The 19,022-nt window shown below is 52.2% G+C and carries 14 protein-coding genes; 12 read left to right on the top strand and 2 right to left on the bottom strand.

All coding sequences use genetic code 11. From position 1 onward, the window contains the following. Positions 1-21: 21 nt before the first annotated feature. The 3 genes from ACKU4E_RS09075 to ACKU4E_RS09065 all read left to right on the top strand — a co-directional run bounded on the left by ACKU4E_RS09075 (position 22) and on the right by ACKU4E_RS09065 (position 3,554). Positions 22-1,992 carry a cation:proton antiporter gene (locus ACKU4E_RS09075; protein ID WP_320170752.1) on the top strand — a complete coding sequence of 657 codons (1,971 nt, stop codon included), beginning with the start codon at positions 22-24 and terminating at the stop codon, positions 1,990-1,992. Positions 1,993-2,068: 76 nt separating this feature from the next. Further along, positions 2,069-2,935, top strand: a complete 867-nt coding sequence (zupT, locus tag ACKU4E_RS09070; RefSeq protein ID WP_320170751.1) for a zinc transporter ZupT — start codon at positions 2,069-2,071, stop codon at positions 2,933-2,935. Between the two features lie 58 nt (positions 2,936-2,993). Continuing rightward, positions 2,994-3,554, top strand: coding sequence for a flavin reductase family protein (locus ACKU4E_RS09065; RefSeq protein WP_320170750.1), 561 nt, complete (start codon positions 2,994-2,996; stop codon positions 3,552-3,554). A 183-nt stretch (positions 3,555-3,737) separates the two neighbouring features. Here ACKU4E_RS09065 and ACKU4E_RS09060 read toward each other — a convergent pair whose 3' ends face one another. Next, entirely contained in the window at positions 3,738-5,543 is a 1,806-nt protein-coding gene (locus ACKU4E_RS09060; RefSeq protein ID WP_320170749.1) for a hypothetical protein, read from the bottom strand. 280 nt (positions 5,544-5,823) lie between these two features. On the opposite strand from ACKU4E_RS09060, the gene ACKU4E_RS09055 reads away from it, so the two are divergent. The 9 genes from ACKU4E_RS09055 to ACKU4E_RS09015 all read left to right on the top strand — a co-directional run bounded on the left by ACKU4E_RS09055 (position 5,824) and on the right by ACKU4E_RS09015 (position 18,496). After that, positions 5,824-8,922, top strand: a complete 3,099-nt coding sequence (locus ACKU4E_RS09055; protein ID WP_320170748.1) for a UvrD-helicase domain-containing protein — start codon at positions 5,824-5,826, stop codon at positions 8,920-8,922. 332 nt (positions 8,923-9,254) lie between these two features. Next, positions 9,255-10,004 carry a cobamide remodeling phosphodiesterase CbiR gene (gene cbiR / locus ACKU4E_RS09050; RefSeq protein ID WP_320170747.1) on the top strand — a complete coding sequence of 250 codons (750 nt, stop codon included), beginning with the start codon at positions 9,255-9,257 and terminating at the stop codon, positions 10,002-10,004. 109 nt (positions 10,005-10,113) lie between these two features. After that, complete coding sequence (locus tag ACKU4E_RS09045; protein WP_320170746.1) at positions 10,114-10,620, top strand: bifunctional adenosylcobinamide kinase/adenosylcobinamide-phosphate guanylyltransferase; 507 nt, start codon at positions 10,114-10,116, stop codon at positions 10,618-10,620. Positions 10,621-10,622: 2 nt separating this feature from the next. Beyond that, the gene (locus ACKU4E_RS09040) at positions 10,623-11,618 is read left to right on the top strand and encodes a DHH family phosphoesterase (protein WP_320170745.1); all 996 of its coding nucleotides are present in this window, start codon (positions 10,623-10,625) and stop codon (positions 11,616-11,618) included. Between the two features lie 285 nt (positions 11,619-11,903). Next, entirely contained in the window at positions 11,904-14,543 is a 2,640-nt protein-coding gene (gene polA, locus ACKU4E_RS09035; RefSeq protein ID WP_320170744.1) for a DNA polymerase I, read from the top strand. 185 nt (positions 14,544-14,728) lie between these two features. Continuing rightward, positions 14,729-15,040 (top strand): DUF1844 domain-containing protein, encoded by a 312-nt coding sequence (locus ACKU4E_RS09030; RefSeq protein WP_320170743.1) that lies wholly within the window; start codon positions 14,729-14,731, stop codon positions 15,038-15,040. A 177-nt stretch (positions 15,041-15,217) separates the two neighbouring features. Continuing rightward, positions 15,218-16,270, top strand: coding sequence for an N-acetyl-gamma-glutamyl-phosphate reductase (gene argC / locus ACKU4E_RS09025; RefSeq protein ID WP_320170742.1), 1,053 nt, complete (start codon positions 15,218-15,220; stop codon positions 16,268-16,270). Positions 16,271-16,367: 97 nt separating this feature from the next. Next, the gene (locus ACKU4E_RS09020) at positions 16,368-17,636 is read left to right on the top strand and encodes an HDOD domain-containing protein (protein ID WP_320170741.1); all 1,269 of its coding nucleotides are present in this window, start codon (positions 16,368-16,370) and stop codon (positions 17,634-17,636) included. A 29-nt stretch (positions 17,637-17,665) separates the two neighbouring features. Next, positions 17,666-18,496 (top strand): protein-glutamate O-methyltransferase CheR, encoded by an 831-nt coding sequence (locus ACKU4E_RS09015; RefSeq protein ID WP_320170740.1) that lies wholly within the window; start codon positions 17,666-17,668, stop codon positions 18,494-18,496. Positions 18,497-18,606: 110 nt separating this feature from the next. On the opposite strand, the gene ACKU4E_RS09010 is transcribed toward ACKU4E_RS09015, so the two are convergent. Next, positions 18,607-18,984, bottom strand: a complete 378-nt coding sequence (locus ACKU4E_RS09010) for a response regulator (protein WP_320170739.1) — start codon at positions 18,982-18,984, stop codon at positions 18,607-18,609. Positions 18,985-19,022 lie beyond the last annotated feature (38 nt).

Raw genomic sequence — 19,022 nt, 5'->3', positions numbered from 1 at the left:
TAACCTGAATGGAGAATTGTTGTGGGAATTGCTTCTGATCTGGTCATACTTATCGTTGCCGGTCTGCTCGGCGGGATGATTGCCCGGCTGCTTCGTCAGCCGCTTCTGCTCGGATACATTATTGCCGGTGTACTGGTCGGCCCGCACACCGGAGGGGTCACCGTTACCGATGTTCACGATATCGAGCTGCTGGCGGAAATCGGTGTCGCCCTGCTCCTTTTCACGCTGGGTATCGAGTTTTCCATCAATGAACTGAAACCTGTCCGCCATGTAGCCTTGATCGGTACCCCTCTCCAGATAGTGCTGACCATGCTTGTAGGGTACGGGACAGGTACGCTCATGGGCTGGGATACCGGACTTTCCATCTGGTTCGGCGCGTTCATTTCCCTGTCCAGTACCATGGTGGTCCTTAAGACACTGGAAAGCCGGGGGCTTATCGGGACGCTGTCCAGCCGGGTGATGCTCGGAATGCTGGTTGTGCAGGATCTTGCCATCGTACCCATGCTGATAATCATGCCTCAACTCGGATCAGAGGAATTCGGCCTGGATGATCTGGGGATGGCCGGACTCAAGACTTTTCTGTTTCTTGCAGCCATGTTCCTGTTGGGAACACGGATAATCCCGCGGATCATGAAAATTGTAGCCGGCTGGAACTCGCGTGAAATGTTCATGCTCACCTGCAGTGCCATCGGTCTTGGTATCGGCTACGCAACGCACATGCTGGGGCTTTCTTTCGCCTTCGGGGCCTTTGTTGCCGGGATGGTGCTCAGTGAATCCCGCTACGCCTATCAGGCCCTGAGCGATATTCTGCCCCTGCGCGATATTTTCAGCATGGTCTTTTTCGCTTCCGTGGGAATGCTCATCGACCCGATGTATGTCTGGCACAATCTGCCGGTAATAATACTCCTTTCCTGCTCCATACTTGTGGGAAAGGGAATTGTTTTCGGGGCGGTTTCCTGGATATTCCGCTACCGTAACGTTATTCCGCTGGCGCTGGGACTGGGCATGTTTCAGGTCGGCGAGCTCTCTTTCCTGCTTTTGCAGCAGGGAGCCGATTCCGGTTCTTTTCCTTCGCAGTATTTTCCGCTTTTCATGGGAACGGGGATTCTGACCATGTTGCTTACGCCGTTCGCAGCATCCCTTACAGAACCGATATATTCATTTCTGCGCAGTCACAGGGAAGAGGACCCTCTCCAGACTGTCAACATCCCCGAAGAGGGGCTGGAAGGGCATGTGGTTATTCTCGGATTCGGGCGGTTCGGATCTTATGTGGCCGGAGCGCTGGCCGGAGTGGGAGTTCCGCACATGGTTGTGGAACTTAATTCCAACAAGGTGGAACTGGCCGCAGAGAAAGGAGAATGCGTTATCTACGGTGATGCCGCGCAGGAGATTGTGCTGGAAGCGGCGGGAATAACAAAGGCCAGCAGTGTGCTCATGACCATACCTTCAATACATGGCTCAACTGCAGTGATAGAAAATATACGCCGTATAGCCCCGAATGTACCGGTCACCGCGCTTTCCCGTAACCCGGAACATCTGGATGTGCTAAATTCACTTGGGGTTCGCCATATCATCATGCCCGAATTCGAAACCGGGCTGGAGATGGTCCGCCACACCCTGTTCCTGCTGTCCCTGCCCCCGGCGGAAATACAGAATGTAATGGATTCCATGCGCAGGGAAAGGTATACGACAGATGTGGAGCTCAGCCATCCCAAGTATGCCCAGCTTTCACGGCTAAGCAGAGCAGCGGAATCCATAGCTCTCAATTGGGTAACGATCAAGGACGGCGCCGAGATTGTAGGTAAATCTCTTGCCGGAAGTCGTATTCGCACTGTAACAGGGGTGTCCGTAACCGGTGTCCTGCGCGGTGAGGATTTCGAACTCAACCCTAAGGGTGATTACCGTTTCGAACCGGGGGATATTGTCGGAGTTCTTGGCGGAAAGGATAATATAAGGCAATTCAAAATATTTGCCGGGGAAAAAGATTCATGAATTTACCCAGCTGTCTGTTCTTGTTCATTCTGATTCCCGTCCTGTTCCGGAAGGTAAAACAGCATAGGAGATAGGGATGTTCGCTGAGAACGCAATGTTTGCATTGGGATTGACCCTGCTGGCCGGGCTTTCCACCGGCATAGGTTCGACCCTGGCCTTTTTCGCCAAGAAAACGAATACCCGTTTTCTTTCCCTTGCTCTGGGATTTTCTGCCGGGGTCATGATTTATGTTTCTTTCATGGAGATAATGGTCAAGGCGCGTGTCGCCCTGCAGGCCGATCTCGGAGACGTTGCCGGGGTCTGGGTTTCGGTAATCTCTTTTTTCGGTGGAATTGGGTTGATTGCCCTTATCGATAAGTGGGTTCCGTCTTATGAAAACCCGCATGAAATGCACCGTGTCGAGGAACTGAGCCCCGCCGGGGCTTCTGCCGCGTTCGAGTCCGGAGAGATGCCGGATATAGGCAACGGACTTGATTCCGAGGCCGGCAGAAAAAAGCTGCTCCGCATGGGTACCATGGCCGCTCTTGCCATCGGCATCCACAACTTTCCCGAGGGACTGGCCACTTTTACCGCCGCACTGAGCGATCCGCATCTGGGAGTTGCCATTGCCGTGGCCATAGCAATCCACAATATTCCTGAAGGAATAGCTGTTTCGGTTCCCATTTATTACGCCACCGGGGACAGGAAAAAGGCTTTTATCTATTCCTTTCTGTCCGGTCTTGCGGAACCGGTGGGGGCTGCCGTCGGGTATCTTCTGCTTATGCCGATCATGTCCAAGACCGTATTCGGAGTTGTTTTTGCCGGAGTTGCAGGTATCATGGTTTTTATCTCGCTGGATGAACTGCTTCCGGCTGCTGAAGAATACGGAGAGCACCATATGTCCATCTATGGTCTGGTCTCCGGGATGGCCCTTATGGCCGTGTCCCTGCTTCTTTTTTTGTAGCCGGTTAAAGAATATATTGCATACCGCACGAATCTGATCGTGTTAAACAGGAGTTGAAATGACAAAGAAAAATATCGGGGTGCAGGGTTTCACCATGCCCATGCCCCAGACCATTCTCGGATGCAGGCACGAGGGGCGGGATAATTTCATGGCCCTGGCCTGGGTTTCCCGGGTTAACTACAACCCCGCGCTGATGATGGTTTCCGTTGGAAAAAGGCATTTTTCCAATCCCGCTATCAAGGCCAGCGGAGAGTTCAGCGTGAACATTCCTTCCGTTGACATGGTTGAGATTACAGATTTCGTAGGACTGGTTTCCGGCAGCACCCTTGATAAATCGGAGTTGTTCGAAGTGGAACGCGGTGAGTTGGAGAATGCCCCGGTGATCAAATCCTGCCCGATGTCGATTGAGTGCAAAGTTTACGATTCCATGGAACTGCCCAACGATACGCTTTTTGTGGGTGAGGTCGTGGCGACATGGTGCAACGAGTCCATCCTGACCGACGGAGTGCCGGACATAAAGAAAGTGAATCCTTTCACCCTGACCATGCCAGACAACCTCTACTGGAGTGTCGGGGAATGTGTGGGCAGGGCCTGGCATGACGGCAAGAAGTTGAAATAGCTAAAAACAGGCCAAGTGACAGGATGAGTCGGGGTAACGGCTCATCCTATCACTTGGCTACGCAGAATTTTAAATCCCTATGAACGTCATAAGTTGACAGATTTAAACAAATAGGGATTCCAAAGGGCCGCGGGTCCTTTGGCCGCCGGCGGCGAAATCAGATTATTAAAAGCGCGAAGCGCATCATCTAATATAATGCCTGTAACAGGCCACGGCATTCATGGCGAAAAGCGATGTGGTCACCTCACTGCCGACTATTATGCGTGTCGGGTGACGGACCATGGTCCATTCGTATGCCTTGTAGGGATGCTTGAAGCAGCCCTCTCCTAGATGCTTGTGCAGAATTTCCAACCCCCGCTCAATGAGGCCGTCACCTTTGCGGGGGTAGCGCAGCAGACAGAGGGTCGCCACGGCAAGTGACGCGTCAAAGGGGTTGAGCGTAGAGCCGAGCATGTCGTATCGGCAGTAATCCATGGCTGCGTGCCTGATTTCTTCCACCTTGCCGTCCGGGTCGACAAGTTGCCTTTCTTCATCGGAAAGCGTGAGCCATGTATCATAAAGCCTTCCGGCATAGCTGACGTATATTTCCGGCAGATAGAATCGTACCGCGCTGTCCTGCCGGAAGTTTCCGCTGCTGAATGCATTGTGGTGGAAGGTCAGAAACCGTTTGACCGTTTCCAGATTTTCACCTTCCAGAGCTTTCCACTGCTTGCGGTTGGCCAGTATGCACTCCAGAATATCCATATTGTGACCGGGACAGATCTCATTGCCGAGGGTTTCCCGGACCACCCGGCCGTCATTCTTGACGAAAGGCTTGTCAAACCAGAGGGGAACAGCCCCGAAGTAATCCAGCGGGCGGGTCATGGTTATGGTCGGCGGATTGGTGTTGTTACCGCTGCCGACCTGATATTCGGTAATTATTTCCACCCACGGGAAATTCAGGATTTCCTCGGCCTGCTGCAGCAGTTCCCGGTCGCAATCCAGATTTCTATCCGCGACAAGATCCAGCCATTTGCGGGACATGGCCAGAGCCAGAAAAGTGGTGTCCACGTCCGGCACATAGTCGTCGAATCCGAGTTCCTTTTTGGCTTTCCAGTCCCGCGGCTTGAGATTGCAGAGCGGTTCTCCGTTTTCGTCCTTCGGCAGACAGGTGATGGCCGGATGCCTGATTCCCGATCCGGGGGCGGTCAGCCATTCCATGCTGGTTACGATGAGGAACCGCAGTATGGATTCCATCATATCCTTGAGCCTGTCCTGTTCTTTTTGCTCCAGTTCGTCCAGCACGTACAGGTTGAAAATCTGTTCCCAGAAAATATCGTCGTAAAAGGCCGTGCGATGCGTAATCCATGAAACACGCATGGAGAGAGGTTCGGCAATGCCTTTCCATGGCCGCCGGAAAAGTTTCAGCGCAATGGGATTGGCGTGCAGGAAGCAGCGCATCAGCCCGAAAAGCAGGTTGATATTCTGAAATTCGTATGAACCCAGCCCGGTCATGATGTTCAGGAAATTTTCGCCGTCGCAGACGGAGTCTCCGGGCATCAGCACCTGTGCGGAAACCGGAAAATACGGATCGTCCGGGTTTTTGTCCCAGACCCGGAAGATGTCCCTGAGCACGGCGTTCAGCACTTCATCCACTTCTTTTTTCCCGATCTGTGCAGGCCGGGTGTCGGCCGGACGGCGTATCCGCCACTGCGGGTCCTGGACCCGGTCGAGCAATTCGGCCAGGGGGGCGAATGTCTTTTCTATCCACTCCCGGTTCTGCCAGTTTTCATAATCGGCCTGCATGGCGGCGGACATCATGTCGCGGTACGGTCCTACTTTTTCCATGGGGATGGCCGGGTGCGAGCACCAGCGCAGCACAAAGTGCTTCAGAAACGGATTGCCGAACAGTTTTTTATAGAGCTTGCGCAGGCTTTCACCCGGCATGCCGGGCTTTTCTGTATTCAGAATGGGATCATTGCATATGTCGTAAACCGTAGCGAATTTCACTTGAACCCCGTGTATTGTTTTTGGCTGTGTGTCTTATTGCCCGTATTGCTGTGCTGAGTCTCCCGCATCAGTCTGCGGCTCACTTCTGTTGAAAAGTGTCTATCAAAGCGGGGGCTGCCTTGCAATCCGTTGTGTCCGGATGTACTGTCCCGTATACACGTTGAAAAGGATGACGACGTTACAGTACTGCTGTTGTAAAGTACAATTATGACAAATGGTTGTGCTTTTGAAATAGATCAGTTCCGCAGAACATGATCCAGATGGGAACGAACGGGAGACCATGGAAAGATTTATCGCCGACCTGCATATCCATTCCAGATTTTCACGCGCAACCAGCAAGGCCCTGAGCCCCAGACTGCTCGCCGCATGGGCGAGGGTGAAGGGGATTGACGTAATCGGGACCGGGGACTTCACCCATCCTGAATGGGTGGCCGAGATAGAAGACCAGCTTGTGGATGACGGATCGGGACTTTTTTCCCTCAAGGACCCGCAGGGGCTGGAAAAAGAGATCGGCTGGGCGGACGGCCCCTTTGCCGGACAGACCCGGTTCATGCTGCAGACGGAAATAAGCTCCATATATAAAAAGCTGGGCAAGACCCGCAAGGTGCACAACCTTGTCTTCATGCCCGATCTGGATTCGGTCAAAAAATTCAATGCCCGGCTCGATGCCATCGGCAATCTCAAATCGGACGGACGGCCCATTCTCGGGCTGGACAGCAGGGACCTGCTGGAAATAGTCCTCGAAACCCACGACAAGGCCTTTCTGGTTCCCGCCCATATCTGGACTCCATGGTTTTCGCTGTTCGGGGCGAAATCCGGCTTCGATTCCGTAGAGGAATGTTTCGGCGATCTCGGATCGGAAATTTTTGCCATGGAGACCGGTCTTTCCTCGGACCCGGAAATGAACTGGCTCATTTCCGCTCTGGACAGATTCCGCATGATTTCAAACTCCGATGCCCATTCCGGTGAGAATCTGGGACGGGAGGCCAACGTTTTCAGCGGTGATCTTTCCTATGAAGGTATCTACCGGGCTCTGCGTGGGGAGGGACTTGGCCACAAGTTCATGGGAACCATCGAATTTTTCCCGGAAGAGGGCAAGTACCACATGGACGGGCACCGCAAATGCGGCGTGGTGCTTGATCCCCGTGAATCGAAAATGCGCGGCGGGATATGCCCGGTCTGCGGCAAGCCGCTTACCCGTGGAGTCTATTCCCGGATCATGGAGCTCGCGGACCGCGATGATCCGCAGCAGCCCAAGGGACAGCCCGGATTCGCCTCGCTCGTTCCGCTCAAGGAGCTTATTTCTGAAGTGGTCGGAACAGGGCCCAAGAGCAAAAAAGTACTCGGAATCTACGCCCCGCTCATCAGGGATTTCGGTTCGGAATTTACCGTGCTGCAACAGGTTCCGGTGGAGGATATAAGGCGGCATAACGTGCATCTGGCCGAAGGCATCAGGCGCATGCGCGAAGGGCAGGTTATCCGCAATTCCGGTTTTGACGGCCAGTACGGCACAATTTCAGTTTTCTCTCCGCAGGAACGCGACGAAATAGTCAACGGCGTCAAGCTCGTGGTTGTGCGCAAGGAAAAGAGTGATCTGGATATGCGCAAACCGGGCATTGAGATCCTCAAGGAATCCGCTGTGGAAGAGGATTCCGGGGTTGTCCGGTTCAATGAGGCCCAGAAGGCCGCTGTGGAGGCCGGACCAGCTCCTGTGCTGGTCATTGCCGGACCGGGTACGGGCAAGACCCAGACCCTGATGGGCCGGATCAAATATCTGCTTGAAAGGGGCACAAGGGCCAGACGCCTCCTTGCGCTGACATTCACCCGCAAGGCGGCCGAAGAGATGAACGAGCGCATGCGCAACATGCTCGGCGATGAAGAGGTGCTGCCAAGGGCGGATACCCTGCACGCGCTGGCCTTTGAATACTGGCAGACCTCGTTTGATCAGGCTCCGGTGCTTCTGAATGAGGAGGGGGCCAAAAAAGTTTTTGCCCGGGCCAATCCGCAACTGAGCGGTGCAAAGCTGAAGAATGCCTGGGAATCCCTCAGTCTGGCTCGTGAAACCATGCAGCCTCCCGGAGAAGCGGAAGCTGTGATTCTGGCCGCATACTCCGCCCAGAAGGATCAGTTCAATCTGGTCGATTATACCGACCTGCTCGAATTCTGGCTGGAGGAGCTGAAGTCCGATCGGTACGTGCGCAGTTTCACTCATGTGCTGGTAGACGAGGTTCAGGACCTTTCTCCCTTGCAGATCGCCATAGTACACAGGCTGGCCGGAGAGGACGGCGAGGGGCTTTTCGCCATCGGTGACCCGGATCAGTCCATTTACGGATTCCGGGGCGCAGCCGGTGATGTGGCCCAGCGGTTCAGGGAGTTCTGGAGCGATCTGATCGAAGTTTCTCTTGAGGACAACTACCGTTCCGCGCAGGAAGTGCTGGACGCAGCCGCTTCCGTGCTTGAAAATCCCACTCTGCTTACGGCCAGAAGGAATTACGAAGCCGATATTCATCTTTTTTCAGCACCGGACAGCACCCGCGAGGCATCATGGATCAGCGATCGCGTGAAGCATCTTATCGGGGCCACGAGTCACAGCCTCGGCGATTCTTTCGGGCACGGCACGATGAGTCCCGGAGATATTGCCGTGCTGGTGCGCTTCAAGGCGCTGATCGGTCCTATCGAGTCAATGCTCAAGCGGCAGGGCATACCCTGCAGTGTCCCGGAAAATGAAAGTTTCTGGCATGACCCGCGTGTTGAGGCCCTGCTGGCCGCAGCCCGGCGTATGTTGGGCTTTGCCGAGGATGCCGATGAAGAGGTTCCGGAAGTGCCGGAGCGGATTATCGCACAGGGGCCTTTGGGCCTTTCCGCCTATCTGGACAACATGCCGCCATTCGACCAGCTTTTCTGGGAGAGCAGGGCGTTCAGGGAGATGTCCAAGGGATATAAGGAATACGGCGGATGGTCCGGCCTGCTGAACTGGATTCACATGCAGGACGATCTTGATCAGGTCCGCAAAAAGGCCGAAAAGGTGCGGATCATGTCCATGCATGCCGCGAAGGGCCTGGAATTCGATGCTGTTTTTCTGGCCGGTCTGGATGACGGGATTATGCCTTTTGCCGGAATAGATGTGCTGACCGGCAACGTCACAGGAGCAGCCGCAATGGCTGACGAAGGAGAGGAGCGCAGGCTGCTCTACGTGGGCATGACCAGAGCCAGAAAGAAATTATACCTTTCACACGCGGATAAAAGGCAGCTTTACGGACGAACCTTGCGTCTTCCCGTGTCTCGGTTTCTGAACAATCTTCCGGACTGTGTGAAAAGGTCGGCCATGGTCGCCCGCAAGGTCCAGAAGGAAAAGCGGATCAGCCTGCTGGACATGTGATCGGGGCGGTCTTTTCCGGGTTTCTATACCCTGTGAAAGGTGAATTAAAGTAGAAATACTCGATAAAGGATTTTTTCGTATACCATGGACATTCTTTTGGCGGTAATTACACTCAAACCTACTCCCCGAAGCCTGCAGAAGATGTGCAACGGGTTCAGATAGTGTTGAAAAAAATTTCTGACCCTTTTCATTTTAACTCTCTCCGCTGAAATTGTAATCGTTACTTCTTGTATAAGCAATAAACATGCCTTCTTCTGAAAGTCCCATGATCACAGTTTAAGTGACAAGTCGTTTTTTTTAATTATCGAAAAATCTGCTCCGAGGCGGAAATAATGTTCAAATTTTTGAATACCAACAGGCCGAAAATCGTTCTGGCAGCTCCTTCCTGGGTAATTCCGGGCACCGTGGCGGAGAATTGTTTCCACCTCGCAGGAAAAGTGGATGAAATAGCCCTTCTTTTCTTCGAGACCGAGGCGTGTCTTAAATATACCCGGAACGATTTGCCTACTGATCTTGCCGAAACCGGACTGTCCTTTCACATACATCACCCGCTGGACCTGCCGTGGTCCGCCGGCGGCGATGCGGTCGCCGGTATTGTGCTTGAACTTGCCTCGCTGGCCGCACACCTCAGTCCGCGTGCGCATGTGATACATCCGCCCGAAGATGGTCCTGAAGCGGAAAAAGCTTTGATGGATTTCGCTGGTGCAATCAGGGGGGCGGGTTTTGATCCTGGAATGTTTCTGTTTGAGAACATAAAAGAGAACAGCCTAAGTGACTATGTAGGGACTATCCGGGAATGCGGATTCGGAATATGTCTTGATCTCGGGCACATACTGTCATACGGACAACATTCTCTACTGGACGGACAGATCAAGGGAATTGTTCGTATGCTGCATCTCAATGCTCCCGGTCCCGGTGGAAAACATGCGCCTCTGGACAGCCTTTCCGATAGTGATATTCCTGTTCTGGATGTCATGTTCAGTCTGCTTGATGGAAACGGAACGGTTACAGTCGAGGTTTTTGAAGAAGTCGGATTTTCTAATTCGCTGAAATTCCTTGAAAAATATTTTGCTGATAAATAATCACGTACTCACCTTGTGAAATTTTTCTTGTGGTTGCGGATAGTGCGCAAAATAGAGTAGGTAAGGGAAAGTTTTCCCGATATTGTATTTTTGTATTTGAGGAGAAATCTTGATTACATTCATACTTGGGGGCAATAAGTCGGGAAAATCGGACTATGCCCTTGATCTTTTTGCCGGGTACACCGGGAAGAAATGTTTTATCGCCACAGGTAAGGCCAAAGATATGGCCTTCCGCCGGCAGATAACGCAGCATCGTAAGGAACGGGACCCTTCCATCCCAGTGCTGGAGGCGGGGGCGGATCTGTGTTCCGTTCTGAAAAGGGCAAAAAAGGATTATGACCATCTGCTGGTGGATAGTCTGGATTTCTGGATGTTTTCCTGTCTGCAGGATGCACAGGGTGAATGTCTTATCGGGGATGTTGTCCGGCTTTTGTCTGATTGGGACGGGCCGGATATTATTCTGGTGTCGTGTGAAGTGGGCCTTGGCCCCATACCCATGACCCGTGAGCTCCGCGGTTTCATAAGAAACCTGGGGTCACTCAACCGAAAAATGGCCGCATTAGCCGATGAGGCGTATCTCGTGGCCGCAGGTCTGCCCCTGACCTTGAAAAAATAATTATGGCTTATTTCAAACAGCTTGAAGACCGGATTCAGGATTTGCTTGCCCTGTGCAACAAAGATGAACGCTGGCTTGTAGTGGTTAATGCCGACCCGGATTCCCTGGCCTCGGCCATGGCATTCAAACGCATTGTAGGCCGCAGGGTGGCCGGTGTGGGGATTGCTCACATCAACGAGGTCAAGCGGCTGGACAACCTGGCCATGATCCACTACCTGCGCATTCCGGCGCAAAGGATGATCCCGACGTTGGTGGCGCAGTACGACAGGTACGCGATAATCGATTCCCAGCCGCATCATCATCCGGATTTTGATGACGTGAAATTTTCAGTGGTCATAGACCACCATCCACTCCCTCCGGAGCCGTATCCTTTCGCAGAATTTACAGATATCAGGCCTGATTACGGTGCCACCAGCACCATGCTGACCGAGTATCTCTACAACCTCAAGATTCGGCCTGCAAAGCTTCTGGCCACGGCCCTGCTTTACGGGATCAAGACCGATACCCAGAGTTTTGAGCGGCCTTTCATCGATGATGATGTCAAGGCCTTCCGCTATCTGACCAAGTACGGGGACATGAACCTGATCAAGCGGATCACCAAAAGTGAGATTCATCCCGACTGGCTGCGCTATTTCTCCCGTGCTTTCTATAACCTGCGCCGTATCGGACCGGGGCTCTATTCCCATCTCGGCAAGGTGGAAAACCCGGATACTCTGGTTATTCTCGCGGATTTTTTCATGCGCGTACACGGTGTTTCCTGGGATGTTGTCTCGGGAATCTACGAAGATACGCTGGTGATTATTTTCCGGGGTGACGGCCTGCGCAAGAACATGGGCAGGATGGCGGCCAAGTTGTTCAGCGAGATCGGTTCCGCCGGGGGACACAAGGCTGCAGCCCGAGCGGAAATCAAGCTCAATGCCCTGGAAGGTGCGGACCCCGAGTCATTTGTGGTCAAACAGCTTACCAAAGGCAAGAAAAAGACCGTCAAGCGCATCTGATCTCTACCCGCCAGCCTTTTTTCCACACACTCTTCACCGCAACAAAAGCACCGGCGCCTTGTCGGCGGAATTAAGCGCACACCGTTCATTTGATGGTGTGTGCTTTCGGGTGCACTGATTCAGCGCAGTTACCTGGGATGAATTGAAGGTGTGTTTAGGAAAAATTAACTTGATGTTTTGCGTAAATAAATTTATGCCGTTGATACATTCTTTGTCTTATACTATGTTGCTCATTGATCCATGGGGTTATTTGATTTCACCTGTTACGTGCAGCGAGAGTTTGAAATGTCATTTAAGGATAATTTGAATATTCAGGACGATCCGTTGTATCTTATTGACGGCTCGGCTTTTTTTTACCGCGGATTTCACGCCTACCCGGACCTGAAGCGCTCGGACGGATTTCCTACGAACGCACTGTATATCGTCCTGCGTGTTCTGCTTAAGGTTTTCAAGGAAGAAAAGCCCAAGTACCTGGTTTTCATGCTGGACGGTAAAGGTAAAAATTTTCGCCACGAACTCTATGATCAGTACAAGGCCCAGCGCCCGCCGATGCCGGATGACCTGAGGGTTCAGATAGAACCGCTCAAGGAGGCCATGGCAGTCTTGGGTGTTCCGATGGTTGTTTCCGAGGGAGAGGAAGCTGACGACTGCATTGCTTCTCTGGCCGCACGCTATAAGTCCGAAAGGCCAGTGGTCATCCTCGGGGCGGATAAGGACCTCAAGCAATGTCTGGATGATAACGTCTATATGTGGGACCCTGCCGGCAAAAAGGAAAAAATTACAACTCTGGCTGATTTCCGGGAGGATACCGGACTGGAACCGCATCAGTGGGCTGATTTTCAGGCCCTTGTCGGCGACTCTGCGGATAATATTCCGGGAGTTCCGGGCGTGGGCAAGGTCACTGCGACAAAGCTTTTGGCCCAGTATCCATCTCTTGAAGACATCAGGGACAACTACGACAAGCTTCAGCCCGCCATCAGGAAAAAGATGAAGGACGAGCTTGAAAATATTTTTATTTACCGCGAATTGACCCGGCTCAAGCTGGACAGTTGCGCCAGTCTTGATCTTGATAAGCTGAAGGTCAAGGCTGCGGACCCCGCAAAGGTTTCAACATATCTGCAGACCTACGAATTTCGGTCTCTGGTGCGGGATGTACAAAGTGCTTTTCCGGCAACGAGTTCCGGGCGTACTCCGGCAGCCAAAAGCAGGAAGGCGGACACAGGTCAGCTTTCATTGTTCGGCCCTCAAACGATTTCTCCGACCGAGAGTGAAAACCGTCTTGCTGTAAAAAAAGTCTTGGTAACAGAGTTGCCTGATTTTTCCGGTGGCGAGGTCGGACTTGTACGGGAAGGCGGAACGTATTTCATCGGGTTTGCCGGTGAAGAATGGATGTGCAAGGCCGAGGCTGCGGAGATTGTAGAAAGGCTCCAGCAGGCAAAAGTTATCGCCGTTGCCGAGGTGAAAGAGTTTTTCAGGGCAGACCGGGCCTGGCGGGAGATTCCTCTTTCGCGTTGGTTCGACTTGAGCCTTGCCGCCTACCTGCTTAATCCCGAAGACCGTAATTACGGTTGGGACCGGTTGCGCTCCATGCTTTTTGCCGGCGAGGAACTGCCCGATGCTGTGGATGATGTTCACCCGGATGCGCAGGGCATGGCTGCTCTTGCCCTGATGCATGTTCTGGGGCCGCGTATCCGGACCGCCGGGCTGGACGAGCTGGTCCGCTCTCTTGAAATTCCCCTTATTCCGGTGCTTGCCGATATGGAAGATGCCGGAATCACCATCGACCTTGAGTCGTTCGCAGAGTTTCTCAAGGAAGTGAGCGAGAGGGTGGACGAACTCACTTCCATTATTCACGAGCGGGCCGGTGAGTCATTCAACATACGTTCCAGCCAGCAGATGAGCACTGTGCTTTTTGACAGACTCGGACTCAAGCCCAGCGGCAAGACTCCCGGAGGAGCATTGTCCACGGCCAACTCCGTGCTTGAGAAACTTGTCGATCAGCATGAGATCATTTCCGATATTCTCGAATACCGCAAAATGGAGAAGCTCCGCTCCACGTACCTTGAACCTCTGCCTAAACTTGTGGGCAGTGACGGCCGCATCCATACCCATTTCAATCAGTTGGCTACGGCAACCGGCAGGCTGTCCAGCTCCGGGCCGAACCTGCAGAACATTCCGATTCGTGGCGATCAGGGCAAGCGTATGCGGGCCTGTTTCACTGCCGGACCGGGCATGCGCCTTGCCGCAGCGGACTATTCTCAGGTGGAATTGCGCGTGCTGGCCCATTTTTCCGCCGATCCGACTCTTGTGTCCGCCTTTGAACACGATGAGGATATTCATGCGCGAACCGCCGCGCTGCTTTTTGATAAGGAACCTTCCGATGTCACCGGTGATGAGCGCCGAAATGCAAAGACAATCAACTTCGGGCTTATTTACGGCATGGGACCGCAGAAGCTTTCGCGGGAACTGGGTATAAAGATCAACGAGGCCAAGGATTTTATCGCGCGTTATTTCGAGAAGCTCGGTGTTCTGAAGGATTTTTATGATTCCGTGGTCGAGCAGGGTCGGGAAAAGGGCTACGTTACGACCCTTTCCGGGCGCAGACGGCTTCTGCCGGAACTTGTCTCCACAAACCAGCAGGTTGTTTCACAGGCCCGCAGGCAGGCCATCAACACCGTTATTCAGGGCAGTGCCGCCGATATAATCAAGATGGCCATGATCAATGTTGCCGCAAATTCGGAAATAAGAGATCTGGGCGGTCGCCTGATCCTGCAGATTCATGACGAACTCCTTGTTGAAGGCCCGGAAACAAATATTGAGGGGATAGGACGGCTGCTGCAGGAAGAAATGCAGAGCGTTACCTCCTTGGTTGTGCCGCTGAAGGTTGATCTGGGACTGGGCAGAAACTGGGCTCAGGCGCACTGATCCGACACTCTCGCCCTTGTGTTTTTTTTGCGGTGCAGTTCAGGGTATTCTGCTCTTTTCAGTCATTTGGTTTTGCCTGTGGCCGAAGCTAATGCATGGTTGAGAAAATCATTGTCTCAAAGTGCTTGAATATTGTGTCCGATCTTTTTAGAATCCGGCAGATTACATGTTCAAGGAGTTTTGTTATGTCTGACGATAAAAAATGCGGATGCGGATGCGGGAATGAATACACCAAGGATATGCCGCTTCCGGAAATCAATTTTTCCACGTTCATTATGTCACTCAGTTCTTCCGCCATGGTGCATCTGGGGGAGATAGCCGATCCTTCAACCGGCAAAGTCGAATATTCGCCGATGCTTGCCAAGCATTCCATTGATGTTCTCGCCTTGCTGCAGGACAAGATAAAAAATGGTATGAGCGCGGATGAAGAAAAACTTCTGTGCGAACTTCTCTGCAATCTTCGTATGAAATATGTGCAGAAGGTCAAGAACCGATAGTTTTTCCAGATTCGGTTTTTCTTCGGTTCCGCAAGCACGGACCGAGTTATTGCTTGCAGCATTGTGATGCGCTTTAGACTGTTCAGGCAATCTGATAAAGTGCAACTGTTCATTCTTTGCAATGATGAATTTTATCTATAGCGTGTCTGCGCTTCATATTTTCAAGGATTATATAAAATGAGTACAATACCTGTAGGACTTGTCGGTGTTACCGGATATACCGGGATGGAACTTGCCAGAATACTGAGCAATCATCCGAGCATGAAGCTGGTGCGGGTTACATCGCGCGCCGAGGCCGGTAAGACATTGGCAGATATTTATCCGTTTCTTTACGGCATGGAGCTTGGTGCGCTTGAAATCACCGCTCCGGATGTCGATGATCTGGAAAAGAACTGCAGGTTGGTTTTTCTTGCCGTGCCGCATAAGACCGCTATGAATATCGGCGGAGAGCTTTATGACCGTGGCGTCAAGGTCGTCGATCTCAGTGCCGATTTCAGGATAAGGGATCGCGAGACCTATGAAGAATGGTACAAGGTTGACCATACTCGTGAGGATCTGCTCACAAAGGCTGTATACGGTCTGCCTGAATTTTATCGCGACAAGGTCAGGGAAGCCTCGCTTGTTGCCAACCCCGGATGCTATCCGACTTCTGCCATTGTGGGACTTACCCCGGCTCTTGCCGAAGGGCTGATTGAAACCGATGATATTGTCATTGATTCCAAATCCGGTGCCAGCGGTGCGGGTAGGGGGGCCAAGGTAGGTTCCCTGTTCTGCGAGGTTGCCGATTCCTTTCGTGCTTATGGTCTCACGACTCACCGCCATACTCCTGAGATTGAACAGGAACTTTCTGTTGCTGCCGGTAAGGATCTCACTGTCTCTTTCAATACCCACCTGCTGCCCATTGATCGCGGTATCCTCTCAACCATCTACACCAAAATGAAAAATGGTGTCACCGCAGAGGATGTCCGCAGCACTTATGAAAAAGCATACGCCGCTGAGCAGATGATCCGGGTGCTGCCCGAGGGCGTCCTCCCTGAAACCCGCTGGGTGCGCGGAACAATGTTCTGCGATGTCGGACTGGTTCCTGATCCCAGGACCGGACGGCTGATAATTCTTGCTGCCATCGACAACCTCTGCCGCGGGGCTTCCGGGCAGGCGGTTGCAAATGCCAACCTTATGCTCGGACTTGATGAAACAGAAGGTTTGCGTATGGCTCCCATGATGCCATGATTATTAATTTCCGCTGTGTTTGTATTGTCCGTTGAAAGCTCTTTGCTGCTGAGTTAAAGTATATTTGACTTAACAGGAAATAATACAGGACACGAACATGGCGGATTTTATGGTCAATGATTCCGATCTCTTTCTCGATTCTTTTTTTGTGGCTCGCCAGCCGGTTTTTAAAACCGATCTGGAGGTCTGGGGTTACGAGCTTCTTTTTCGCAATTCCGCGGTCAGCAGTGCTGCTGTCATAGGTGATCAGGATGCAGCCACTTCACAGGTCATAGCCGACGGTTTCGGGCTGATTCAGGAAGACCTCGGCAAGGGGCAGAGGCTGCTGGTCAATTTCCCGCGCAATATGATTCTGGAGGATGCTGCCGATCTGTTGCCGCCCGATGTCTGCGTGGTTGAAATACTTGAAAATGTAGATCCCGATAAGAAAGTTCTCGGAGCCCTTGGTCGGCTTAAGGAAAACGGATATGTGCTCGCGCTTGACGACTATGTCGGACAGGAAGGGTTTGAGCCTTTTATAGAACTGGCGGACATCGTGAAGGTTGAATGTCTGGGCAGGTCCAGGGAGGAACTGTCTGAACTTGCTGCGCGGCTCTACAAGTACAAAGTGACCTTGCTTGCTGAGAAAGTTGAAGACAGTAAAATGTTCGAGTTCTGCAAGGAACTCGGTTTTGAACTCTTTCAGGGCTTTTTTTTCAGCCGTCCGGAAATTGTGCCCGGCAAGAAGATTTCCACAAGCAACCTCAACAGAATGAGAATGCTCAAGGCGGTCAGCGGAGAAGACTTTAATGTTGACGACCTGAGCCGCGTCATCAATTCGGAAGTCTCAATCAGCTACCGACTGCTTCGGTTCATGAATTCGCCTACCTTCGGGCTGGATCAGACAATCAAATCAATAAAGCAGGCCATTGTCCTTATCGGACACAAGAAACTTGCAGGGTGGCTCAGGATCATCCTGATGTCGGATATGTGTGCCGGACCTGCTGGAAGTGAACTCGCCTTTTTATCAATTAAACGCGCCAAGTTTCTGGAACTTCTTGCCCGCGAGAAGTGCTGCTCCTGTCTTTCGCCGGAATCCATGTTCCTGTTGGGACTTTTTTCATTGCTTGATGTCCTCATGGGGAGGCCGATGCAAGAGTTGCTGAAGGAGTTGCCCATAGGGGATGAACTGGTTCAGGGATTGACCCGGAAGAATCCGGATGCCGCGCTCTGGCTGGATTTGGTAGATGCCTTTGAAAAAGCGGACTGGAACAGACTGGGCAAGCTGATTGAGGAAAATAAAATTTCGGCACTGGCTGTTGCCCGTAATCATATGGCGGCCATGCAGTGGGCCAATGAAGTTGTTCTTTTGAACAGGATGGAGTGATGCTGGGAATGAGCTAGCCGGGAGGGCGGGTGAAAATCGGAAGACAAGAATTCGATCTCTTGCGCGGACAGATCTACAGTCTGTGCGGATTGATAATTCCTGACGGCAAGGAGTATCTGATTGAACACCGCCTCCAGTCTCTTTTTCAGAGCAGCGGATGCGGTTCATGGCAGGATTTTTATAAATTGATGTGCTGCGGCGACAAAGCTTTTCTGGATGAAGTCATATCTGCCGTAAGCACAAACGAAACCAGTTTTTTTCGCGATACCCACCCGTTTAACTCAATCAGAAATAAAATTCTGCCGCCGCTGGTCAGGGCCCGGCGAAGCGGACGCAAGATACGCATCTGGTGCGCAGCATCCTCTACCGGGCAGGAGCCGTATTCCCTCGCCATGCTCATCCATGAGTTCTGCCGCTCCACTAACGGGCTTAAGCCGGATGCCGGTGATTTTTCAATTCTTGCCACGGATATTTCCAGCAGGGTCCTTGAAAAAGCAACTGCCGGAAGATTTTCGGAAATGGAGTTATCCAGAGGGCTGCCGGACCGTTTCAGGAAATATTTTAAGCAGCATCATCGTAGCTGGGTTCTGGATGATGAAATACGTACTCTTGTTTCTTTCAGAAAGTTCAATTTACTGGATTCATTTAAGACACTGGGTAAATTCGACTTTGTGATGTGCCGCAATGTACTGATATATTTTGATGATAAGACCAAGATAGATGTGGTGCACCGTATTCATTCACTCCTGCCGGAGCAGGGATACCTTATGCTCGGGGGCACGGAAACTCTGGCCGGGTACACGGACAGGTTTGTTGCCGAGCGGTCCGGGCCGGTTATCGTGTACAGAAAAAACGAGTAAATGTAGGTTTGGCGATCTAAGCGGCATCCCTGAACGCGGAATGCTCGTCCTGACACGCCAGGCAACATTTCCTTTGCTGGAAATCTCTCTGCTGCCCTGCTGTGTTTCGCCTAGAACTCGTACTTATCTCCGAAGAGTGTCCTGATTTTCTGGAGGAACAGGTCCATGTCGGCTACAGGTTTAAGCAGTACGTTGTCCGACGAAATACCAAAGTCCCTTACATCCGGCGGGACAGCATAGTCTACCGACCCTGTATGGATAATGAAGTCCATGTCCGGGTGCAGCTTTTTCAGGTGGATGATCAGATCGTTCCCATGCATTACCGGCAGACGCATATCTACAATTGCTATGTCGGCATGCTCAGTCTGCATAAGCTGCAGAGCTTCCTCGGCACTTCCCACCGAAATTACGTCCAGTCCTTCGTCTTCAAGGTAGTCAACAAGGTTTTCCCTGACCATCTGTTCATCATCAACAACTAAAATGCGCATAAGTTCTCCGTAGTTAACCGGGTCAGTGGAATCCTGCC

The sequence above is a fragment of the Maridesulfovibrio sp. genome (assembly GCF_963677005.1).
In the GTDB taxonomy this organism is placed as follows: domain Bacteria; phylum Desulfobacterota; class Desulfovibrionia; order Desulfovibrionales; family Desulfovibrionaceae; genus Maridesulfovibrio.
This window is presented reverse-complemented; position numbering and strand designations above follow the sequence as displayed.